Source organism: Natronosalvus amylolyticus (assembly GCF_024298845.1).
GTDB classification, from domain to species: Archaea; Halobacteriota; Halobacteria; order Halobacteriales; family Natrialbaceae; genus Natronosalvus; species Natronosalvus amylolyticus.
The window spans coordinates 35,180-57,761 of the sequence record NZ_CP101160.1 but is presented as its reverse complement, the minus strand read 5'-3'; the positions used below and the strand labels follow the sequence as shown (position 1 = coordinate 57,761).

General features: G+C 59.1%; 23 protein-coding genes. 11 read left to right on the top strand and 12 right to left on the bottom strand.

The genetic code is table 11. The features are described from left to right. Nucleotides 1–15: 15 nt before the first annotated feature. Both NLK60_RS18115 and NLK60_RS18110 read left to right on the top strand, forming a co-directional pair. The gene (locus NLK60_RS18115) at nucleotides 16–492 is read left to right on the top strand and encodes a PaaI family thioesterase (RefSeq protein ID WP_254810993.1); all 477 of its coding nucleotides are present in this window, start codon (nucleotides 16–18) and stop codon (nucleotides 490–492) included. Nucleotides 493–547: 55 nt separating this feature from the next. Continuing rightward, entirely contained in the window at nucleotides 548–1,099 is a 552-nt protein-coding gene (locus NLK60_RS18110) for a nuclear transport factor 2 family protein (protein ID WP_254810992.1), read from the top strand. Here the strand turns inward: NLK60_RS18110 and NLK60_RS18105 are convergent. Beyond that, entirely contained in the window at nucleotides 1,078–1,932 is an 855-nt protein-coding gene (locus tag NLK60_RS18105; protein WP_254810991.1) for a 3-hydroxyacyl-CoA dehydrogenase family protein, read from the bottom strand. The genes NLK60_RS18110 and NLK60_RS18105 overlap by 22 nt on opposite strands. A 179-nt stretch (nucleotides 1,933–2,111) precedes the next feature. On the opposite strand from NLK60_RS18105, the gene NLK60_RS18100 reads away from it, so the two are divergent. Further along, a complete protein-coding gene (locus NLK60_RS18100; RefSeq protein ID WP_254810990.1) occupies nucleotides 2,112–3,785 on the top strand; it encodes an AMP-binding protein in 1,674 nt (557 codons plus the stop codon). A gap of 77 nt (nucleotides 3,786–3,862) precedes the next feature. On the opposite strand, the gene NLK60_RS18095 is transcribed toward NLK60_RS18100, so the two are convergent. From NLK60_RS18095 to NLK60_RS18075, 5 genes are all read right to left on the bottom strand, one after another. After that, the gene (locus NLK60_RS18095; protein ID WP_254810989.1) at nucleotides 3,863–5,023 is read right to left on the bottom strand and encodes a lipoate--protein ligase family protein; all 1,161 of its coding nucleotides are present in this window, start codon (nucleotides 5,021–5,023) and stop codon (nucleotides 3,863–3,865) included. Between the two features lie 147 nt (nucleotides 5,024–5,170). Then, entirely contained in the window at nucleotides 5,171–5,884 is a 714-nt protein-coding gene (locus NLK60_RS18090; RefSeq protein ID WP_254810988.1) for an ABC transporter ATP-binding protein, read from the bottom strand. Beyond that, nucleotides 5,881–6,699 (bottom strand): ABC transporter ATP-binding protein, encoded by an 819-nt coding sequence (locus NLK60_RS18085; RefSeq protein ID WP_254810987.1) that lies wholly within the window; start codon nucleotides 6,697–6,699, stop codon nucleotides 5,881–5,883. The genes NLK60_RS18090 and NLK60_RS18085 overlap by 4 nt, the downstream gene beginning before the upstream one ends. Then, the gene (locus NLK60_RS18080) at nucleotides 6,699–7,862 is read right to left on the bottom strand and encodes a branched-chain amino acid ABC transporter permease (protein WP_254810986.1); all 1,164 of its coding nucleotides are present in this window, start codon (nucleotides 7,860–7,862) and stop codon (nucleotides 6,699–6,701) included. Before NLK60_RS18080 ends, NLK60_RS18085 begins: the two co-directional genes overlap by 1 nt. A gap of 2 nt (nucleotides 7,863–7,864) precedes the next feature. Beyond that, a complete protein-coding gene (locus NLK60_RS18075; protein WP_254810985.1) occupies nucleotides 7,865–8,728 on the bottom strand; it encodes a branched-chain amino acid ABC transporter permease in 864 nt (287 codons plus the stop codon). A gap of 171 nt (nucleotides 8,729–8,899) precedes the next feature. On the opposite strand from NLK60_RS18075, the gene NLK60_RS18070 reads away from it, so the two are divergent. Then, on the top strand, nucleotides 8,900–10,195 hold the full coding sequence (locus NLK60_RS18070; protein ID WP_254810984.1) for an ABC transporter substrate-binding protein: 1,296 nt from the start codon (nucleotides 8,900–8,902) through the stop codon (nucleotides 10,193–10,195). A 254-nt stretch (nucleotides 10,196–10,449) separates the two neighbouring features. Further along, complete coding sequence (locus NLK60_RS18065) at nucleotides 10,450–11,583, top strand: lipoate--protein ligase family protein (protein WP_254810983.1); 1,134 nt, start codon at nucleotides 10,450–10,452, stop codon at nucleotides 11,581–11,583. A gap of 275 nt (nucleotides 11,584–11,858) precedes the next feature. On the opposite strand, the gene NLK60_RS18060 is transcribed toward NLK60_RS18065, so the two are convergent. Then, on the bottom strand, nucleotides 11,859–12,335 hold the full coding sequence (locus NLK60_RS18060; RefSeq protein WP_254810982.1) for a redoxin domain-containing protein: 477 nt from the start codon (nucleotides 12,333–12,335) through the stop codon (nucleotides 11,859–11,861). A gap of 137 nt (nucleotides 12,336–12,472) precedes the next feature. On the opposite strand from NLK60_RS18060, the gene NLK60_RS18055 reads away from it, so the two are divergent. Continuing rightward, on the top strand, nucleotides 12,473–12,724 hold the full coding sequence (locus NLK60_RS18055; protein WP_254810981.1) for a glutathione S-transferase N-terminal domain-containing protein: 252 nt from the start codon (nucleotides 12,473–12,475) through the stop codon (nucleotides 12,722–12,724). Here the strand turns inward: NLK60_RS18055 and NLK60_RS18050 are convergent. The 3 genes from NLK60_RS18050 to NLK60_RS18040 all read right to left on the bottom strand — a co-directional run bounded on the left by NLK60_RS18050 (nucleotide 12,703) and on the right by NLK60_RS18040 (nucleotide 15,156). Further along, nucleotides 12,703–13,140 carry a cupin domain-containing protein gene (locus NLK60_RS18050; protein ID WP_254810980.1) on the bottom strand — a complete coding sequence of 146 codons (438 nt, stop codon included), beginning with the start codon at nucleotides 13,138–13,140 and terminating at the stop codon, nucleotides 12,703–12,705. The two genes, NLK60_RS18055 and NLK60_RS18050, sit on opposite strands and share 22 nt — an antisense overlap. An 83-nt stretch (nucleotides 13,141–13,223) precedes the next feature. Continuing rightward, a complete protein-coding gene (locus NLK60_RS18045) occupies nucleotides 13,224–13,385 on the bottom strand; it encodes a DUF7559 family protein (protein ID WP_254810979.1) in 162 nt (53 codons plus the stop codon). Nucleotides 13,386–13,521: 136 nt separating this feature from the next. Beyond that, a complete protein-coding gene (locus NLK60_RS18040; RefSeq protein WP_254810978.1) occupies nucleotides 13,522–15,156 on the bottom strand; it encodes a class I adenylate-forming enzyme family protein in 1,635 nt (544 codons plus the stop codon). Between the two features lie 365 nt (nucleotides 15,157–15,521). Here NLK60_RS18040 and NLK60_RS18035 point away from each other — a divergent pair, with 365 nt between their 5' ends. The 5 genes from NLK60_RS18035 (at nucleotide 15,522) to NLK60_RS18015 (ending at nucleotide 20,640) form a co-directional block, all read left to right on the top strand. After that, the gene (locus NLK60_RS18035) at nucleotides 15,522–15,980 is read left to right on the top strand and encodes a MaoC family dehydratase (RefSeq protein WP_254810977.1); all 459 of its coding nucleotides are present in this window, start codon (nucleotides 15,522–15,524) and stop codon (nucleotides 15,978–15,980) included. Next, a complete protein-coding gene (locus NLK60_RS18030; RefSeq protein ID WP_254810976.1) occupies nucleotides 15,980–16,408 on the top strand; it encodes a MaoC family dehydratase in 429 nt (142 codons plus the stop codon). Before NLK60_RS18035 ends, NLK60_RS18030 begins: the two co-directional genes overlap by 1 nt. Nucleotides 16,409–16,479: 71 nt before the next feature. Next, nucleotides 16,480–17,808 (top strand): aspartate aminotransferase family protein, encoded by a 1,329-nt coding sequence (locus tag NLK60_RS18025; RefSeq protein WP_254810975.1) that lies wholly within the window; start codon nucleotides 16,480–16,482, stop codon nucleotides 17,806–17,808. Between the two features lie 8 nt (nucleotides 17,809–17,816). After that, nucleotides 17,817–18,926 carry an Ldh family oxidoreductase gene (locus NLK60_RS18020; RefSeq protein WP_254810974.1) on the top strand — a complete coding sequence of 370 codons (1,110 nt, stop codon included), beginning with the start codon at nucleotides 17,817–17,819 and terminating at the stop codon, nucleotides 18,924–18,926. An 85-nt stretch (nucleotides 18,927–19,011) separates the two neighbouring features. Continuing rightward, the gene (locus NLK60_RS18015) at nucleotides 19,012–20,640 is read left to right on the top strand and encodes a class I adenylate-forming enzyme family protein (RefSeq protein ID WP_254810973.1); all 1,629 of its coding nucleotides are present in this window, start codon (nucleotides 19,012–19,014) and stop codon (nucleotides 20,638–20,640) included. A 138-nt stretch (nucleotides 20,641–20,778) separates the two neighbouring features. Here the strand turns inward: NLK60_RS18015 and NLK60_RS18010 are convergent, their stop codons facing one another. Beyond that, nucleotides 20,779–21,618 (bottom strand): carbohydrate ABC transporter permease, encoded by an 840-nt coding sequence (locus NLK60_RS18010; protein ID WP_254810972.1) that lies wholly within the window; start codon nucleotides 21,616–21,618, stop codon nucleotides 20,779–20,781. Next, the gene (locus NLK60_RS18005) at nucleotides 21,618–22,547 is read right to left on the bottom strand and encodes a carbohydrate ABC transporter permease (RefSeq protein ID WP_254810971.1); all 930 of its coding nucleotides are present in this window, start codon (nucleotides 22,545–22,547) and stop codon (nucleotides 21,618–21,620) included. The genes NLK60_RS18010 and NLK60_RS18005 overlap by 1 nt, the downstream gene beginning before the upstream one ends. Between the last annotated feature and the right edge of the window lie 35 nt (nucleotides 22,548–22,582).

Here is a 22,582-nt window from a genome sequence, read left to right as displayed (position 1 = left end):
ATGGGTGAGTGAACCGTGTCTGAAACCCAACCGACTGCGAGTGACAGGGCGGCCGCACTCGAGGAAATCCGGGAGATTGAGTCCAGCCACGGATTCATCAAGGAACTCGAGATCGAGTTCGAGCAACCGACGCCCCCACACGACGACGCGCATCTCCAGGCGACCATGCCTTACCACGAGGAGTACGCGAATCCGGCATCAGGCGGCGTGTTACACGGCGGTATCGCTGCCGCCGTCCTCGATTCGGTAATGGGGCTCTCGTTGATCGTCGCCCTCGAGGGCGAAGAGCGAGCCCACGGCCCGACGATGTCGCTCACGACGAACTACCTCGCGCCAATCCGGGAACCGATCGTCGCCCACGCGACGGTTCGCTCGACGGCGTCGCGCTCGGCCGTCATCGAGGGCGAAATTTACGGACGCGAATCCGGAGAGTGTCTGGCCACCGCTCAAGGAGTCTGGCGGGTTTTCGCTCCGGACGAACGAGAGACGTAGCACATACGACGTACCGTCACCAAACGACAACCTGACCCATACCGAACGAGAAACGATGACACCGACGATTCCATCCATCGACACGCTTCGCCACCGCATCGCCATCAACGACTGCAAGGCACAGTACTGCTATCTGATCGACGACTGGGAGCTCGAGGCGCTTCCCTCCCTGTTCACCGAAGATACCACCCTCGATTACGGCGGGTTGGGTACCTACGAGGGCCACGAGGGCGTCAGAGAGTTCACCGAAGTAATCGAAGAGACGCTCGAGCGAACTACCCACCTGTTGACGAATCCCCTCATCGACGTGGGCCAGGGACCGGACATCGAAAGCGAGGGCGACGAAAACGCTACCAACAGCGAAAACGCCACCGAAGACGAACCGACACACGCCACGGGTCGCTGGTACGTCTTTTCGACGATCACCTACGCCGACGGCTCGAGTGGCGTCCGCGTGGGCACCTATCGTGACGAGTATCGACGTGTCGATGACCAGTGGCTCATCGCGAAAAGTCAGCTACGGTTCACCCACTCCGTCGATTACGAAGATACTGACCAGAACGGATACTGGCCAGGGTTACGGGCTCACTCGTCGTCCCAGTCGTAAAATCCGCGGCCGGTCTTTTTCCCGTAGTCACCCGCACGAACCATCTTCTTGACGTTCTGGGGAGGTCGGTACACGTCGCGGCCGAGTTCCTCCGCGAGATACTCGCCGACTTCGACGCGAACGTCCCAACCGTTGTAATCGCCGAGTTTCAGCGGCCCCATCGGGAAGTTGTATCCCTGTTCCATCGCCGTATCGATGTCTTCAGCTGAAGCGACGCCCTCCTGGACCATCCGTGCGGCCTCCATCCCGAGGACGAGGCCAAGCCGGGAACTGGCAAATCCGGGATAGTCGTCGACGACGATAGGATCTCGACCGACGGCCTCCGCAAAGTCGACCGCTCGCTCGACGGTTTCCTCGGCCGTGTGATGTCCCGTGATCAACTCGAGGAGCTTCATCTTGACGGGTGGGTTGAAAAAGTGCATCCCGAGGACGCGTTCGGGGTTGTCGGTTACGCTCGCGATCTCGGTCACCGAGAGTGAGGACGTGTTCGTGCCGAGGATGACGTCGGGGGCAGCCTGTGCGTCGAGTTCCTCGAAGACCGTCTTTTTCAGGTCCATATCCTCCGGCACCGCCTCGACGATGAGCGAAGCCTCGTCCGTGACGTACTCGATATCCGTCGTCCCTTCGACGTGGGCAAAGGCGTCGTCCGCACTCGGGATAATGTCGCGAGATTCCGCCGCCTCGAGTCCGGAACGAATGCGCTCGAGGCCGTCGTCGACGAGTTCCTGTTCGATGTCCCGAAGGACGACGTCGTATCCGTACTGTGCGGCGAGCTGGGCGATCCCACTTCCCATGGTGCCAGCCCCGATGACACCGATCGTCTGTGTTGCCATACCGAAAATGGGTGCAAGCATGGTAATAAACGTACTCCTCTCCGCTGCTCGAGGGATATCGGACGGGAAACGCGACGTGTCGAAGGACCACGCCTCGAGTGGAGGCACTGGTCAAACGGATCGCTCACGGTCGTTCGTGAGCGTTGGCTATATGTACTCCAACCGTGTCTACCTATTCGATGCAGACGTACGAGGACTTCGCGAGCTACGAGCTCCAGTATCCGGACCAGGAGGATTGGCTGCTCCCGACTGTGCTTGAAGATCAGGCGGAAGCACTCGGTGATGAAACGTTTTTACAGTGGGAGACCACCGACGAGACCGTCTCGTTCGCCGAAACGAATCGGATCGTAAACAGGCTCGCACACGGCCTGATCGAGCAAGGCGTGGAGAAAGGCGACCACGTGCTCTTGATGCTGCCAAACAGCCTCGAGTATCTCTTCCTCTGGTTTGCCTGTGCCAAGGTCGGGGCCGTTGAAGTGCCCGTCAACACCAGCTACAAGCGCGGGACGCTCACCCACGTCGCCAACCTCACCGAAGCCGACTACGGCGTGTTCCACGATTCGTTCGTCTCCCGCGTCCTCGAGGTCGAAGACGACCTGACCCACCTCGAGTCGTTCGCAATTCTCGAGGACGACGGTGACGAGTACGCCGAGGACATCGCGGCCGCTGACGACGCCTTCGATGCCGGGCGATACGAAGACCTGCTGAGCGACGAGGACTCGAACCTCGACGTCGATCTTGCCTACCACGACAACGCTTCGATCATCATGACTTCGGGCACGACCGGGCCCTCGAAAGCCATCCAGAAGACCTACTCCCATCAGTACTTCTTCGCCGAGCAGTGTGTGAACCTGGTCCAGCTAACCGACGAGGATGTCTACATGACGGGCAATCCGCTGTTTCACAGCAACGCACAGGTGCTGGTCGTCTTCCCGGCACTGATCGCCGGCGCGAAGCTCTGTCTCTTCGAACGTTTTACCGCCTCCGGCTGGGTCGACCGCCTCAACGAAACCGGGGCGACGGTGTGTAACTTCCTCGGCTCGATGATGGACTTCGTCTATCAGCAACCAGAGCGCGACATCGACGACCAGAACGACCTGCGCTGTCTGTTCGCCGCGCCGACGGCCTACGGCATCAAAGACGAGTTCGAAGAGCGCTACGGTATCGAGTACACGACAGAGGTTATCGGCACGACCGAAACCTGCATGCCCGTTTTGACCCCCTATGGCTCCGACCGACCCGAGGGCGCAGCGGGCTTGCTACTGGACGAGTACTTCGACGTCGAACTCGTCGACCCAGAAACCGACCAGCCCGTCGACCCCGGAACGATGGGCGAGTACACCATCCGGCCGAAGATACCGTGGATAATGACACCGGGCTACTACGGCATGCCCGAAAAAACCGCCGAAGCGACGCGTAACTGCTGGTTCCACACCGGCGACGGCCTCCGCCGCGACGACGACGGCTGGTACTACTTCGTCGACCGCATGGGTGACACCCTCCGTCGCCGTGGAGAGAACATCTCGACGTACGACGTCGAACAGCCGATTCTCGAGCACCCGGCGGTCGAAGAGTGTGCCGTCGTCGGCGTCAAAGCCAGCGAGGCCGGTGGCGAGGACGAGGTAAAAGCCTGGATCGTCTTCAGCGAAGACGAGTCAGCCACGCCGGAAGCGCTCACCAAGTGGGCGAACGAACACATGCCATACTTCATGGTCCCCCGATTCTTCGAGTTCGTCGACGAACTGCCGAAGACGGAAAACGAGAAAATCCAGAAGGCCAAACTCCGCGAGTGGGGCAACGCCGATTCGACCTGGGACCGCGAAGAAGCTGGCGTCACCGTCTCGAAAGATTAGTACCTTCCGACGGCCGGTTCACTCGAGGAATCGAATTTTCACTCACTTCACCGATTCTCGAACCACTTTCACCCATTTCACGCGTCCTCGAGGTACGACGCGACGGATTGGGTATTTTCGGTTGCTCTGACGATTGGGGCCGCGATATCCGACGCATCGATCCCCGGCGCTTCGGTGCCCGGACGGTCGAAGACGGGCTCGATTGCCGCTTCGATTGCCGCCTCGTCGGTTGCGTCGAGGCCACGAATCGCTTCGACCATCGTCTCGAGCGCACCCCCAGCCGTGATCGTCGGGTGTGGCCGAATGTAGAGGTCGCCGCCGATGATCGCATCGAGGATCCGGTCGTCGTCATCGAGTACCACGCTCACGTTGATCAACTTCCGAGATTTGAACGCGGCCTGCCCGAGTCGGGCGTCCGACGGGACGTTCCTGCACATTCGGGCCGTCGAGACGCGGTTTCTCCACGAGTCCGACTCGAAAAACGGGGCCAGCGTCTCGAGGTACTCGCGTTCCTCGTCGGTCCAGTCGCTCTCGACGATTGTCTCATCCGGCCCGAGTAAGGCCTCGACGTTCGCCTCGGTGATAGCGTCGATTACGGCCTCCCTGGAAACGTCGATTCCGAGTTCCTCGAGTACCTGCGAGAGCGGTTGCATCCGACCAGTAAGTGAGTCGGTGTCCTTGTCTTTGAACTTCTCTTCGGGTATCGAGACGGCGTCGTCGAGAATCGCCCCTTCTTCCGGGAAGTCCCAGATGATCGACATCGTCGCCACCCAGTAGTCCGGATGGTGAATCGTCGCCGCCGAACCCGCCATCACCTTCACTCGAGCGTCGTCTTTGACGATTTCGACGTCACCGATCGAATCGTAGTTTGCCGAAAAACCGATCGACTCGAGGCCGTCGACGGTGGCAAGTCCGCTCGCATCGGCTTCCGAGAGGATGCTCGCATCTTCCTTCCGATAGTAGAGCATGAAGTTCGGAAAGTCTGGCGTATGAACGGCCGTCCCCCCGGCGAAGGCGTACCGTCGCCCGACTGCGAAACCTTCCTCCTGAGCGAGTTCGAAATCGATGCGGTCTGCATCTTCGTGCGTGCCGATATCGAGACAGGGCTGGTCTGCATCCCAGTGCATCACCACGAGCGTCGGTTCGAACGTTCCTTCGTGCATCCGGGTCGCCATGAGTTCGTCCATCGCGTTCCAGTAGCCGACCGTCTCACCGTGTACGTCGATTCGCCTGACCATGATGTCTCATACCACAGAGTGGTGTCTATTAAACGTACTGTGAACCGCCCCGGGGTCGAGAGCCGAGGCACTCAGCCTGCATTTTCCGTAAATCGAGAGCGCTCGAGGGCGTAACACCTCGAAATGAAAAATGACGCGCCGTCCGAATCAACCGATGTAGGCGTCTTTGATGTGTTTGTCCTGGCGCAACGCCTCGGCCGTTCCCTCCCGGGCAATGGAGCCTTTTTCGAGCAGGTAGATGCGGTCAGCGTGTCGGAACGTGAACGTCACGTTCTGTTCACAGAGCAAGATGGTGACGTTTTCTTCTTCCTGAATCTGCTCGAGGGCGTTCGTAATGTCGTCGATGATCACCGGAGCGAGGCCGATGGTCGGTTCGTCCAGAATCAGGAACTCCGGACTGCCCATCAGCGCACGACCGATGGCGAGCATCTGCTGTTCGCCGCCACTGAGGGTCCGGGCGTCCTGTTCACGACGTTCGTCGAGTCGTGGAAACAGATCGTACACGAACTCGAGGCGATCGTTGAGATTATCGCGGTTCGTGTACGCACCCAGCCGAAGGTTTTCGGCGACGGTCATGAACCCAAAGAGGTCACGGCGTTCGGTACAGTAGATAACACGGTCCTCTGTCAGTTTGTCGGGCGTCAACGTGGAGACTTCCGTGCCGCGGAACCGAACCGATCCTGTGTCATACGGCTTGAAGCCCGCGATGGTGTCCGACAGCGTGCTTTTGCCAGCCCCGTTCGGGCCGATGACGCCGACGACTTCGCCCGAATCGACGTGTAAATCGACGTCTCGCAGTGCCTGCACTTTGCCGTAGGAAACGCTCACGTCCTCGAGTTCGAGCACCCGGTCGGTACTCATAGTTCCTCACCTCCGAGGTACGCTTTCTGCACTTCCGGATCGTTTTTGATCTCCTCGGGAGTCCCTTTGGCGATCATCTCACCGAAGTTGATCACGATCGCCCGGTCGATCAGTTCGAACAGCCCGCTCATGTTGTGGTCGATGACGATGAGCGTCATACCCTCGGCGTGTAACTCGAGCAAGAGGTTCGATATCTCCTCAACTTCGCCCGACGCGAGTCCGGCGAACACCTCGTCGACCAGCATGAGTTTGGGATCGGTTGCGAGCGCACGGCCAAGTTCGAGTCGGATCAAGCCGGCGTGTGGTAACTCATCGGGCATCCGGTGTAAGTCGTCCTGGAGCCCAACGCGTGCACAGATTTCTTCGGCAGCGTCGTAGGTCGTTCCGGTGATCGTCGAGAGCGAGAACAGGCCGGACCACGAGAATACCTTTCCGGACGTGTATGCGAGCGCGACGTTCTCGAGTACCGATCGATCGTACAGCGGCGCAAAGTGCTGAAACGTGCGGGCCATGCCCCTGTTGACCATTTCGTAAGGCGGCTTGCTCGTTACGTCCTCACCGCGAAACGTAACCCGCCCCTCAGTCGGCTTGTGTTTCCCGGTCAGGCAGTTGAAGGTGGTCGATTTGCCGGCCCCGTTTGGCCCGATAAAGCCCAGAATTTCCCCTTCGTCGACCCGAAAGGAGAGATCGTTCACGGCGACCAGTCCACCAAACTTTTTCGTCAAATTCTGTACGTCGAGCAACGGTTGGGTTTGCTGACCCGCGTCGCTGGATTCCGCATCCATCACCGCCATCGTCGAATTTTGTGGCATCATCAGTTATCCCTCCGAAGGAGTGCAGCCAGTTTCTCGAGTACCCGTGCGCGATACGCCTCGATCTTTCGAACGAACGCCGGTTGTTGATATCCGCCATCGGTCACTGCCTCGGGCGAGCCACCGGTCACTCGAGCGTGTACCTTTCGTCCGTACTCGGTCAGTTTCGGCAAGAGCCCACCTGGCAAGAAGAACAACATCCCGAGCATGAGTACGTAGAACAGGAACGTATCCATCCGCGTCACTGGCATGTCGAGAATCGGAACGACCGTATCGATACCGCGGATGTAGTCTCTCGCCAGATAGATGAATATCGCACCGACTGCCGCCCCCGAAATCGTTCCAACACCACCGAGGATTGCCGCGATCAAGATTTCGATCATCACCGTGAGCTCGAGCAGTTGGCTCGGCGACGCACTGCCAATGGGCGTGTGAACGAACATCGCGCCAGCGAAGCCGGCGAGGGCAGCACTCATCACGAACGCGAACAGCTTGAATTTGGCCGGATTGATCCCGACCGAGCTGACGGCGTCTTCGTTCTCCTGAATCGCGGTGTAGGTAATTCCGTGATCCGACCGCGTGATGACGAACGCAATCAGGAAAATGAACGCAAAGATGACCAGGCCGAGATAGTAGTTCACCAGGGCCGTCGCCGCAAAGTCTCCCTGTACTTCGATCAGGTTATCGGGGTTCGGCAAGCCGGTCTCACCGCCGAAGGTACTCCGGTACAGGCTGAAAAACCGTATAAGCACGAGGGGCGGCAACAGCGTGATCAATGCCAGATAATGCCCGTGTAGTCGAAGGGCTGGCAGGCCGACCATCAGCCCGGCAACCGTCGTGAGTAACACGCCTGCGATTACCGTCAACACCGGGCTCAGACCGAACTCGAGATTGAGCAACGCGGCGGTGTAGCCACCGACACCGAAAAACAGGGTGTGACCGAAGCTCACCTGTCCGGTGTACCCTGAGACGAAGTCCCAGCTAACGACGAACATCGCGAAGTAAAGCGCCGCCGTCATCGTGAGAATTTTCACCGTCGACAGACCGAGCGGCAAGGCCGCCAAGACGAGAAAGGCAACGAAACCGACGTAGTACCGTGGCGGGATATTCTGGCGGAGGAGCTGTATCGTCCCCGCCGAGCCGTCATCTGTAGATTGCGTAGCCATTATTATTCCACCTCAGCACGCCCGTACAGTCCCTGGGGCATGGCGATGAGGACGAAGAACAACACGATCAACGACGCTGCGCCAGCCAATCGCGCGTCGATCAGCGTGACCGTCAGCGTCTCGAGGGTGCCGATAATGTACGCCCCCACGACACTGCCTTTGATCGAGCCGATGCCGCCCAGGATCACGATGGTAAACGAGAGCAACAGTGGGTCGAGCCCCATTTCCCAGGAGACGCTCTGGAACGAACCGAAGAAAAGCCCCGCGATGCCGGCGAGCATTCCGGCAATGAACCACGTGTAGAGAGTGATTCGATGCTGATCGATACCAGCGAGGGCTGCTCCGCGACGGTTCATCCCGACCGCCTCGATGGCCTGACCCGTCCACGTGCGATTGATGAATAATATGAGCCCGATGATCAACGCCCAGGAGAGTAAAAACACGAACACTCGGTTGTTTTGCAGCGTCAGACCGGCGATTTCGGTCTGACCCGGCAGTAACGAAGGGATCGCTCGAGCGGTATCCCCCACGAACGTCCGGAATGCGTACTCGACGACAAGCAAGACGGCGAGCGTCAGGATAACCACCATCGTCGGGTCGTCTTCGATCGGTTTAATCAGATACTTGTACACGATCAGGCTGAAGATACCCGGAATAATGAGGGCGGCTATCGCCCCGATCCAGATGCTCAAATCGAGGACGGACCAGACGAAATACGCCGAGAATCCCCCGATCGTGATGTTCGCTCCGTGAGCAACGTTGAGCACTTCCGCGATACCGAAGATCATGGTAAATCCGATCGCGACAAGCGCATACAACGCGCTCAACAGAACGGCATTGACGGCTATGGTGACTACGTCTACCATACAGGTGTCCAACACAGTAGATGGTTAAAATTGTATCGGACCACGAGGCGACGTCTCACGGCGATTGGTTTAGGTTCCACAAACCCATGGGATAAAATAATGTTGGGCCAGGTGTGGTTACTGCTCCTGCTTACCGATATGCTTAATACTCGTGATATACGGTGATATGGTATGGCACAACAAGAGCGTGGGGTAGACCGTGCTGTAGCCACGAGTGGGATCGATAGACCGAAACGCCGAACCTTCTTGAAGACGATGGGCGTTGGTGCACTCGCCGCGACGGCGGGTTGCCTCGGCGGCGACGACGACGGAGAGGTCGGTGACACGATTCGCGTGGGCGTGTTGGCACCGCTTCCGGGGCAGTTCCCCGGCGGTACGGCCATCGCGAACGCCTCCGAACTGTGGGGTCAACAGGTTAACGACGACGGTGGTCTCCTCGGAGCCGACGTGGAAGTACTCGTTCGCAATACCGAACTGGACCCATCCAGGGCACAGACGGAGTACCGTGAACTCGTCCTCGAGGAAGACGTCGACGCGACGTTCGGCGCGTTCACCGGGGAGGTGGGGTTGGCACTCATCGACGAGATCGCCCAGCAACAGATTCCACACATCGCCGCCGGTGTCGCCGTCACCGATATGAACCAGATGATCAACGACGACTACGACACATACAAGTACTGGTTCCGGGCGATGCCCAACGGCGAAATGCTGGGTTCGAACCTGGCGACGTACGTGAGTGAGTCCTACGAGGAGATGGGATGGAACACTGTCGGGCTGGCCATCGAGGACGTCGAAGGGTTCCAGCCGATCGTCGAGTCGCTGGAAGACAACCTGCCAAGCGGCATAGACCTCGCGTTCGATACCGTTTTCGCCCCGGATACCGACGACTTCACCCCGATTCTGGACCGCGGTGCGAGCGAGGATATCGACGGGTTGCTCGCGTTCCTGTCCCAGGGTGGCCTTTCGCTACTCACCCAGTGGGCAGACCGTGAACCGTCGTACGGCCTCGGTGGCGCAGACATCAACTCGACGAACCCGGACCACTACGCGAACACCGACGGAGCCGCCGAATCGGTCTGGACGTACATCCCAGGTGCCGCACCGAATGCCGCACCGACACAGGTCACCCTCGACTTCGCCGAGGCACACGAGGACGAGTTCGGTGCCCAGCCGCCACACTCCCAGGGATACACCGCCTACGACGCCGTGCTCGCCTACCAGTACGCCGTCGAAGCCGCGGAGAGTGTCGACCCCGACGAGGTCGTTGCCGAACTCGAAGAGGTCGAGTTCGAGGGCGCGACCGGGAACATGGAGTTCTACGACGCCGACCACGAGTGGGCACACGACCCAGTCTACGGCGAAGGCAAAGTCGTGCCGCCGATGATTCAGTGGCAAGATGGCGAACAGGTCGGACTGTGGCCTGACAACGTCGCCGAAGGCGAGTTCCAGCAACCACCCTGGTTCTGATAAGGGCTTGCAGAACAGATTCCCGATTGGCAACCATATATTTCCAGTCCGTTTTTTGATGCCTCGAGGTCCAGACCGTTCTGTGGATACGACAGGCCGCTAGCGGTTCGAGTTGGCCGCGTTGCTGTTCGAGCCTTCACTCGTCGCTCGCTCAACCCCAATTTTATACTGTCTCAAATCAATCGTCACGGTGAAGCGCCACTACCGGTGTCCGGACCTCTGTCTGGACAGCAAATCGTCGCTCAAAGATTCCAATGACCACCGTACGCAAACTCTCACTCGAGATCGAGCCTGACACGTATCCAGCCATCGAACGCACCCTCATCGATTCTATCGGCGCAGGAGACGCCCCGCCGACGATTATGGAGTGGACCTTCGGTTCGGACCTCTTTCTGGAACTCGGTCCGGTCGAAGACGCCTCACTCATCGACAGAGAACGTGCTGCAGAACACGGTGTTTCCTACGGTCGACGGTACAACGTCAGTGGTGGGACCGGTTTCTTCCGGGACGACTGCACGCCCGTCCTCTACGCTTTTTTTGCCGACGAGGGCGACCGTTCGATGACCGAATACATCGACCTTGCCGGCGAGGCCGTCGCCAGCGCGCTCAGGGATGCTGGGGTCGAGAACGCGACCTACCGAGACGGCGGTGACATCGAACTGGTTCCCGAAGGTGATGGCCAACTCCTGAAAGTCGGCGTCTCCGGTGCTGGCTATCAGGACGGCGTCTGGGGTGTCTTCGCGAACGTCATCAATCGCAGCTACGAACCGGAAGAGTTCGGTATTATCGACGACGTCCTTCGCCTCCCGAAAGAGAAATTCGAGGACAAAGACACCGACAGCGCCGAAGGTCGTATGACCTCCCTCGAGGACGTCGCACCCGACGTCGACATCGATACCGTTCTCGAGGAAGCCGCCGAGAACCTCGCTGCACACGCCGGTGACGAGGTTGAATCAGGGTCGTTCACCGATGCTGAAGCCGAGGCCCTCGAGGAACATCGCGAATACTACGGCTCGACGGAGTGGTTCGAGCGCTACTCGACCGGTCGGATCATCGAAGAGGCGGACGAGGACCACGAAGTCGCCGAAGTGGCGTACAAGGGTCGAAAGCTCATCAAAGTCAGCGTCCGTGTCGACGGTGACGGGACCATCGACGCGGTGCAGTACACCGGGGACATGTACCACCGACCAGGGTTCGAGGCGATCGATCGCCTCAACGAAGCCGTGACAGGCACCTCAATCAACGACGAGGACGCGCTCCTCGAGGCCGTCTCGAGCGTCTATGCGGACGACGATATCGAGATTCCCTGGCTCACCCCCGAAGATTTCGTTCGGCCGCTCGTGCGCGCTCGAGACAGTCTGGCACCTGCAAGCGAGTTCGACCGTTAGACCGCTGCTTCGTAGCGATACGTGCGTCCGAAGACAGTATTGACGCTCTGTGTATTACTGTCGCTCTGTGTATTCGGAATCAAACGTAGACAGGGCCGTTTTGCGTTCTCGAGTACGTCCGTGAGTATTGACGTGCGAGCCGAACCCAGCACGAGCTATCGATTCGGGTCATACGTTCTGGCTTGAAGGAGGGTAGTTGCTTGCTTCCCCTGAGCCCGTGGATGGACACAGACTGCGTGCATCGATTTCACTCAGGGTCCACGTTCGGGAGGATGCTAGAGCGATTCGACCGCTTCCTCGACCTCATCAGCCGGCGGCGGTGTGACGGTATCGGGAGCGACCCAGCTAAATTGCACCTCGAGGTCGGGGTCGATGACGAACACCGAGCGGTAGGGAGTCGAAGTGTTGGCCATGCCCTCTCGCTCCATTCGGAGGTCGTAGGCGTCCATCACCTGGCCGTCGACGTCGCTGAACGTCCGGAAGGGGCTCTTTATCTGGCGGAAAAACTCGTTCTGGGCGAACGGACCGTCACGACCGACACCGAACACCGGCACGTCCGAAAACTCGTCCCAGTCCCGGCGGTCGAAGCGTTTCCACCAGTGGCGAGCAATCGCGCTAAACACGAATCCCTGGAAGTACAGCACCGCACCGCGATCGCCCACGACTTCTGATAGTTTTGCATCCTCGAACACTTCGCCATCGCACAGCAAGGCCTCGAAATCAGGCACAGTTTCGCCTACAGTTGGTGGCATGCTAGAGGTATTCTAACGACATAGATAAAAAGTTTCACCCTCGATGGAGGGATAATCACTCCCGAAGCGATTGTAGAATCGGACTGGTCGCTCAGGCGCGTAACCTTTTTGCCGTCAGTGCCCGTTGGTGGCTGTGTATGACACGCACACTGTACCGTCTGGAAGGCTGTCCATACTGTGAACGGATCGTCGACCGCCTCCAGGAACTCGACATCGAGTATCACTCCATCTGGACGGAAGCGATGCACTCACGACGAAATCGCGTCAAAGAAGTCTCCGGTCAGCGCCAGGTCCCCGTCCTCGTCGACGACGAGTACGGCGTGACGATGGCCGAATCGGCACGTATTCTCGAGTATCTCGACGCCAGTTACGGCGATTCGAGTTCGTAAGGGTTGAGCACCTCGTCGTTTCCTGGCGGGGCACCGAGTGCGAGGACGACGCCCGTCTCCTCTCCAACGTACCGATGACCGTGGGGTTCGTACGGCCCGGCCGCCCAGAAGGTGCCTGGGCCGACCGTTACGTACTCGGGGTCGTCCGCAGGGCCGAGTTTGAGCGAGAACTCCCCCTCGAGCACGAAGTAAAATTCCTCTTCTTCGGGGTGGGCGTGATAGCCCACCTCCTCTCCGGGTTCGAAATGCCAGAGCTTTGCACCCATGGTCTCGAGTTCGAGTAGCTCATCGATAGCCTGGATGCCGACGTTTGGTCGGACGTCGTCGACCTCCGAGAGGTCGACAATCGGTGCGTCATCTCGGTGAAGAACGCGGTTTTCTGGGCGATGCGGTTCGGGGTCGTCTAGGAAGTCCATTGGTTGTGTTTCCGTATGCGGTATCGGTCGAAGCCGGTTCGATCAGATCGTCCGCGGGTGAGCGGTGGGGCTACCGTCCGTGATCACTGTGGCCAAATTTCCTCGAGGTCTTCAGACTGACAGTACGGGCAGACGTAATCGTCGACGGTAATGTCGTCTGGCATCTCGTGGGAGTGGTGCAGTTCGAACATATCCATGCCACAGTCGGGATTGTGACAGACGACATCGTGCGGTGGTCGCGGCATATCTGACACCTCGAACCGAAGGGTAATAAATATCGTGTCAGAATATCTCACACAGACTACATTGTAGCTCACTCTGTGGCTCAAGTGGATCGAGTACTATCTGGCGACGACAAAATAGCAACGATGAACGGTATTTTCACTTCTCGATCGGTTGGCCCCGCTCCCACTCCTCGACGTCGGTGCGGACGATTTTCCCCGTCGTCGAGCGCGGGAACTGCTCCGGTTCGACGAACTCGAGGTACTTCGGTAGTTTGTAGCCTGCCAGTTGGGCCTCGAGTCGGTCGTAGAGTGCTTCCCTGAGACCCTCGGGGTCATCGGTTTCAGTCGTTCCAATAACGGCTCGAGGAACCTCACCCCACTGCGGATCGTCCGCGCGGACGACGACTACCTCCTCGACGGCCTCGTGTTCGATGAGTATTCCCTCGAGTTCCGCCGGGTAGACGTTTTCGCCGCCTGGTTTGATGAGGTACTTGCGTCGGTTGAGGTAGCTGTAGGTGCCGTCCTCGTGTCGTTCGAAGATGTCGCCGGTCCGGTACCAGCCGTCAACGAACACCTCCTCGTTTGCATCGGGGTTATCGACGTAGCCGCTGAACAGCGCGGGTCCGCTCACGATCATCTCGCCGTGGTCGTCGGTCGCTGGAGCCATGTTCTCATCGACAAGTCTCACGTTCCCGAACGGACTCTCGACTTTCGACAGTGACGCCTCGGTGGGAGATTCTCCAACTGGAAGTTTGCTTCCTGAGGCGCTGTGGCCAACTTCCGTCGAACCGTAGGTGTTCTGAAACGGCGCGTCGAACAGGTCCGTTATCCGCTCGATGCGAGCCGGTTCGATCATATCGGGGAGCGAACCCATCGTCCGAATCGGCGGAAAGGTGGTCGGATCGACTCCCTCGTCCTCGATGTAGGCCCACATGCGTTCGAGCACCCCGGGAACGAGAAAGAGCCAACTGATCGGGCGAGAGGAATCACGAATCGCGTCGACGATTGACGCCGGTTCGAAGCCATCGATCGGATAGTACGTGCCACAGAGGACGGCCGTCACGACGATCCAGTCGAGACCAGCCATGTGGAACATGGGACCCCAGGCGGGGTAGTTGTCCCCCCGCTCGAGTTCGTAGTCGAGGATGACCTGAATCGCCCGGGCCATCTCCGCTCGGTGGCTGACGACAGCACCCTTTGGTAACCCGGTGGTCCCGGAGGTGTTGATGATCGCAAACCCCTGTTCAGCCCCGACGGTGATGTCGAGGCGAGGGTCGGACGGATCACCCCCGTCACGAACTGAGACGAAGTCTAGATCTGCCTCCTCACCCCCATCGTACCCGACCGTAATTGGATCCGATTCGGCGTCGGCATCGACCCAATCAAGCCGATCCTCGAACCGGTCTGAGACCACGAGGAAATCCGGGTCCGCGAGGTCGATACAGTGAACAAGTTCCTCGCGCTCGAGCCGCCAGTTGAGCGTCGCGATCAGCGTGCCGGTCCGCGCACAGGCATGGGCGACTTCGACCGTTTCCCCCCGATTTTCGGCGAGGACGGCAACGGTCGACTCGTTCGGCTCGAGACCGTGCTCGAGCAGGCCCGAAGCGAGTTTGTCCACGCGCTCATCAAGTGTCGCGTATCGCACCGTTCGGTCACGCTCGAGGTCGACGACCGCTCGCCGGTCGGGATACATTCGAGCGGTTTTTCGAAGTTGATCGCCGATTGAAAACCGGCTCGATTGCTCGACGAACGATTCGGGGTCTGCCACCCCGAGGTCGAAATTATACGCCATCGTCTGCATCTCCGCAGGAACCCACTTAGCCGTTCGGTCTGACAGGGTTCGTTGTCGTGCCTTCCCGGTCAGCGACCATCCCGGTTCGTCGCTGGCCGATAAACAGTTACAAGAATTCCTTTAAATCCCTCGAAGACTACAATTGCATTCGTTTCGTCCTCCCTGAGTGGTTCGTCAAGCCTGAACGTGTAAACTGGACCGATAGCGGTTGCCGGGTTCGGCTTACACGTCAATGCTTGACGGAGTACTGAGGACTCCAATAGCGTTCTTTTGCTTCGAGCGAGCGAGTACTCGGTCGACGACGGACAGGCATCGTTCTGGAGACACGTATCTTTATAGCGTATTCGGCGCAACGACTAGCCGTTATGGATCCTACGGAACTGGAGGGGACCGAGCTTCCCTCCGGCGAATACACCGTCGAACGCTGGAAGGCGTTTCTCTGGGCGGATGCCACCAGAAACGACACCGACGCGTTCAGATACGACGACGATGCGATAGAGGCGGGCGAAAACGGACAACTCGTTCCCCATACGCTCTGTCAACACATCGCCTTCGAAGCCACTGGGGGCATCGAATCGACGATGGGCAGACTCTCCGATGACTGGACCAGTGGCGCTGCACTCGGTCAGCTTCGGGCAACCTTCCACGGCCCACTCGAGGTCGGACAGACCGTCCACGTCGAAGGGCACATCGCCAACGTCGAACGGAAAGAGGGGTCGAGCGGTGGGCTGACCATCGTCACCCACGCCTACAACGTTCGAACGCCGGACGAGGAACCGATCTACGATATGGAAGCCGACATGATTCTCATGGAGGGTGCCTGATGGAGCTCTCGAGTCTCGAACCCGGGGACGAACTGCCCCCGGTTACCGTCGAGGACCTCCAAGGGTCGGATATGAAACTCGGTGCAGCACTGCTACAGGACCCGTACCCACCACATTTCGACGAACGAACGGCCGAGGAGATGGGCTATCCGCGACTCCTCAATCAGGGGCCGTTCAACCTCTCGTACCTGCTCCAGTGTGCGCTCCAGCCAGCGGCCTCCCCGACGGCCCTCGAGTCCTTCGACACCCGGTTTCACGCGATGGTGTTCGAAGGCGATACCGTCACCGCGAGTGCAACCGTCGATTCAGTCCGAGCAGGCGAGACGGACGGGGCACCCGAAGCCGTCACCTTCACCCTCGAGTTGACCCGCGAGGATGGCACCGTTGCCGTCGATGGAACCGCCACCGTCCGCGTCTCAGACGAGTAGGTCGACCCACGAGCTTTTGTGGCATGATACCGCGGCACAAGAATTAAGCGCTCACTTCGCCGTGTTGGTGTATGGACGACCCAGACAGCCACGCGAGTCGTTCGGCCACACTGGTCGAGCGCGCACGGGCGTCGACCCCAGGCGGGATCAATTCGACCTCGAGGACGCAACTGATGCAGACTCGAGACGGCGAACCGGTCTGTTTCGAGAAAGCCGCCGGAGCGGAACTGTTCGACGCCGACGGCAACCGCTACATCGATTATCTCAATGGCTGGGGGCCGGTCATCCTCGGACACTGTGACGAGGACGTCAATCGGGCCGTGTGTTCGGCTCTCGAGCAACGAGATATCGTCGGTATGAGCACGAGCGAACTCGAGGTCGAAGCAGCCGAGTTAGTGGTCGAACACGTCCCCAGCGCCGAACTCGTCCAATTCGGGACGACGGGGTCAGAAGTCGTCACGCACGCGATTCGCTGTGCAAGAGCGCACACCGGTCGGTCGAAGATTATCAAGTTCCAGGGCCACTACCACGGGTGGTACGACCCCGTCGCGATGAACTACATCTCGAAACCCGAAAACCTCGACACCAGAGACGTCATCTCGACCGGTATCCTCGACTCCGCGGTCGAAGAAACCATCGTCCTCCCGTTCAACGACCTCGAGGCCGTCTCCGAGGCTGTCTCGGCTCATGAAGACGAAATTGCTGGTATCATCCTCGAACCGGTAGCTCACGACATGGGCTGTGTTCCACCCCGTGAGGGCTATCTGCAGGGTCTCCGTGACATCTGTGACGAGCACGGCATCGTCCTCATCTTCGACGAGATTATCACCGGCTTCAGACACGCCATGGGCGGTGTTCAAGCGCTCGAGGGCGTCACTCCCGACCTGACGACCATGGCCAAAGCCGTCGCCAACGGCTACCCAGCGTCGTTGCTCTGTGGCCGCGAGGAGTTCATGAACCAGTTTACCACCGGCGAGCGAGGCGGTGGCGTCTACTTCGCCGGCACCTACAACGCCCACACCGGTTCGATGGCGGCCGTCGTCGAGACGATTCGCCAACTCGAGGCACGGAACGTCCACGAAACGTTCGATAAACACCGCGAACAACTCGTGTCCGGTCTCGAGGACCACATCGAAGACGCTGGCGTGACCGCTCGAGTCCACGCTTACGGCGGCGTCTTCGGGACGTATTTCAGTGAGGACCCAATCTACCAGTACCGAGACCTGCTCGACCACGACAGCGACCGGTTCCAGGCGTACCGCTGGGAGATGGTCGACCACGGCGTCATGATGGTGCCGAAGTTCCCCAGAGCGAACCTCTTGAACGCGAGTCTCACAGACGAGCACATCGCGGAAACGCTCGAGGCTGCTGGCGAAGCGCTTCGCGCAGTGAGCGACTAAGGATGGAGATGTACGTCGAAACAGCGACGGTCGAAACCGCCGCCACGCGAGTGCTCGAGGCCCTCGGTACACCCGAATCGACGGCAACGATTGTCGCACAGTCGCTCACTCGATCGGACGCGCGGACCGGCGGCACACACGGCGTGGGCCTGTTACCGTTGTACGCTGCCATGATCGAAGACGGGGCAATCGAGGCGGCAGCCACGCCGTCTGTTCAACGGGACGGTTCGACCGCCTGCGTCGATGGACACGACGCCTTCGGGCAAGTCGTGGGTCGCGAAGCGACGGCCGTCGGAGTCGACGCAGCCCTCGAGTCGGGTGTGTCAGTCGTCGGCGTTCGAAACGGGTGTCACCTCGGCCGACTGGGCGAGTGGGCCGAACGCGCCGCCGATCACGGACTCTGTTCGATCATCTTCTCGAACACCGGTGGCGGTGCAAAGAACGTCGCCCCCTACGGGGGGCACTCCCGAGCACTCTCGACAAACCCCGTCGCGTTCGGCGTGCCGACGTTCGGCGCTGCTGACTTCGACATCGTCGTCGACTTCGCGACGAGTCAGGTCTCCGGAAGCGTCATCCGCGATGCCGCACGAACCGGCGTGGACCTGAAGGCTGCCTGGACGACGACCGAAGACGGAACACCAGTCGACTCCGCCGGAGCGTTTCTCGAGGGCGACGGAGCACTGTTGCCACTCGGCGGACGTGAAACCGGACACAAGGGTTACGGCCTCGCCGTCATCGCCGAGGCGCTTGGGGCGATGGCCGGCGGTTCGGTGGTCGGTGAAACGGAGCCTGACTGGTTTTCCAACGCCGCGACGTTCGTGTTCGTCGACCCGACCCGATTCGGACCGAGAGTCGAGTTCGAACGGCGACTCGAGGCCGTGATTACCCACCTTCATGAGAGTGACGATGACGTACGGTTACCGGGTGAAGGGGCCACCCGCCGTGGACGACAGGCACAGGAGAAGGGCGTACACCTCGAGGTGCACATTCGAGACGCGCTCACGTCACTCGCGACGGACCTCGGAGTCGAGTTACCCGGACCACTGGCGAAGCACCAATCCGACGTATCGACTGGAGATGGCGATGGTGACGACCAGGACGACGTTCGTACCTGGTGAAGAATGGAAGGTGGCAACCAGTTTCAATTTTGACGGCACGCAACCGAGCATCTATATAATCCTTCATGCAAGATAGTGCCATACGATGGAGTTCAATTTCGAACTCGGTATCGACGAGCAGGAATCGTTCGTCTCCGAGAGTGGGCGCTTTAACGTGGGTGACCTCCTCCGGAAGGCCGCGCGAAAATACGCCGACAACGTCGCGGTCTCCGAACCGAACCGTGACGTAACCTACGGCGAACTCGACGACCGGGTCAACCGACTGAGTAACTCGCTGCTCGAGCGCTACTGTGAACCTGAAAACGGGACTATCGCGTTCCTCGCCGAAAATCGTGGCGAGGTGATCGAGGTGATGTATGCTGGCGCGAAAACCGGCTGTCTGGTCCCGGGTCTGAACTGGCGACTCGAGCGCGAAGAACTGCTTCACTGCGTCGATCTCGTCGAACCGGACGTGCTCGTCGTCTCCGAACGGTTCCGGGAGAAAGCCGGCTGGATCGAAGCCGACGCGGAATCGGACCCCGAGATCGTTACCCTCGACGGGGACGACGGCGACATCACCTACGAATCGCTTATCAACGATGGGAGTCCGGACGAACCGCTGCCCGACCGTCACATCGACCCCGAACAGGGCCTGGTCGTTCTCTACACGTCCGGGACGACGGGACTTCCAAAGGGAGTCGTCATCAGCCACCGGGCGTGGCTCGCTCGCGGGTACACCTACATCATCGACTTCGATATCCAGAAAGGTGACTGCCAGCTCGCCTGGCCACCCCTGTTCCACATCGTCTCTGCGGACTGGTTACCCGCGATAGCAACCGTCGGCGGCACCTACTATCCGGTCGACGGTTTCGATACCGAACGCACCATCGAAATCCTTCAGGAAGATGGCGGCGGCATCGGCTGGCTCGTCTTGCTCCCCGGCGTCGTCGAACGGCTACTCCAGTACATCGACGAGCACGACGTCGACGTGGATTCCTTCCGGCCGGTTCGAAACATCGGGGCGCTGGTCGACCTCGTCGACCCGAAAAAGGTCGAGCGAATCACCGAAACCTTCGACATGCCGTTCAAGAACTCCTACGGAGCCACGGAAAATGGCAACGTGCTGAGTGCCGGTAACGACATCCCCAAAGGTGTCCGTCCGGGGCGTGAGGAGCTTGCCAAGGTCGAATCCTCCTTCGTGGATATGAAACTCATCGACGAAGACTGGAACGAAGTGAAAGAACGTGGTGAACTCGCAACCAGAGGCCCAACGATTTGTAGCGGTTACCTCAAAAATCCGGAAGCCAACGCCGAGGACTTCAACGACGGCTGGTTCCGCACCGGCGACATCTTCGAGCACAACGACGACGGTACCTACAGCTTCATCAACCGCCGCAAGTACCTCATCAAATCCGGCGGCGAGAACATCTACCCGGCCGAAATCGAACAGGTGCTGCTCGAGCACGAACTCGTCGAAGAGGCCACCGTCGTCCGCGTGACGGACGAAAAGTGGGGTGAAGTACCCCGTGCCATCGTCGGTAGTCACCACCCCGACGAAATCGACACTGACGAACTGATGGACATGCTCGACGAGCAGGTCGCTCGCTACAAGCTCCCTCACTTCCTGGACGTCGTGACTCCCGATCAGTTGCCACGGTCGACGACCGGAAAGATCGTCCGCGACGACCTCGAGGAGTGGGACGTCGACGACTCGACTCGAGTACGGCAGGTATAGGTTCACGACAGCGGACAGCCTTCCTGGAATAGACGCCCAAGTTATCTTCTGAGACTGCAATAGTAGCAAGCCCCGAATTAGCCACAGAGAGGTCCTCAGGACGGGCACTCCTGTAATCGAGTGCGACGAAACGGAAAGCTACACGTTGAACGCTGATGAGAGCTGTTTGTTCGCGATGAGGTAGAGGACCGCTGGCGGCAGGCCGATTATCAGCGTCTGAGCCATGAATATCGGCCACTCGAGGGTGCCGCCGGCACCAGTCGAGAGGAACAACTGGACGACGGCGGGCCGTGGGCCCGTACCAGTGGTCAGCATGTTAGAGAACAGAAAGTCGTTCCAGCCGGTGAGAAACGCCAGGAATCCAACGGCCGCGATAGCCGGCATCGAAAGCGGCAACACGACTCTAAGAAACGCACCGAACTGTGTACAGCCATAGACCTGTGCTGACTCCTCGAGGTTTTCCGGGAGTTCCTCGAAGAAGTCCCGAAGGATCCAGAGCGCGAAGGGGGTCACGAACACCTGGTACGCGAGCCACATGCCAGGGAGCGTATTGTAGAGACCGAGCGTCGCCCAAATATCGGCAATGGGAATAATCAGCAAAATGTATGGGAACAACAACGCCAACACAATCCCATAGAACAGAGGCTGTTTGCCGGGGAAATCCATCCGACCGAAGACGTACGCGCCGGGGATAGTGATTAGCAGCGAAAGGACCGCAGTTCCCGTCGCTATGAGGAAACTATTGAATAGCTCCTCTGACAGCATATCATAGGCGTCTACCCACGGTTGTATCGTCGGTTCCTGTGGGAGCCACTGGAAGGTAGCCGTGTACACTTCAGATTGCGGGCGGAAAGATACCGAAATGACGTAGAGTATCGGCACCACGACGACAAGGAGACTCACAACGAGGACGACATACTGGATCGTTTTGAAGACCACGTCGCTTGCATCCATCCGTTTGAGCGCCCCACGATCCATTAGAAATCACCTCGCATTTGTTCGAATTTGTAGATGAACGGAATAATTGCCACCAACGTGAAGACGAGCAGGACGATACCGACAGCATAGCCGACCCCGAACGCCGCGTTTTCCCACGCCTGTCGATACAACAATATAGCGAGGACCGAGGTTTCGAAACTCGGCCCACCGCCAGTCAGTTGCAACGGTTGTGAGATCTTGGCCAGATTCCAGACGAAGCGAATAATGATGGCGACGAGGATCGCGCTCTTGATCTGTGGAAACGTTACCCGCCAGAACATCTGCACTCTATTAGCACCGTACACTCGAGCCGTCTCGTAATGTTCGTCTGGGATACCCATACGGCTGGCGAGGATAAACAGGAACATGAACGGCCAGAACGTCCACGATGCGACGAGTGTTATAACGACTAAAGCAGAATCTCCACTGACAGTCCAGTAAATAGCCTCAGAAATGATCCCACGTTCGATCAGATACTGAAAGAACGGACCGATAGAAGGGTCGAGTAGATAGAGCCACATCGTGCCCGTAACCACCGGCGGCATCGTATACGGAATCAGGTAGATAGCACTCAAGAGACCCTGAAACCGGTTCAGGTTGGCTACAAGTAATGCGAGGCCGAGCGCCATCCCTAACTGGATCACCGTTGCAAGGGAGTAGATAATCGTGGCACGCACCGAGATGTAAAACAGGTCCCAGGTGAACAAGTGACGGTAATTATCTAACCCAACCCATCGCGGATCCTCGAGAAACACCCATTCGTGAAAACTGATCCAGATTCCGCGAAGGAACGGAACCCACAGGAGCAACACCAAGAACAGAATCGTCGGCAGGACCAGCGCATACGCAAATCGGTTTTCTTTAATTTGTGTGATAGCGTGCTCAAAAAATTGGTTCGTTCGCGTCACTGTTTTTGTCTGTATCGACATTGGTACTCATTTACCTCCAGGTAACGGCTCCGTCC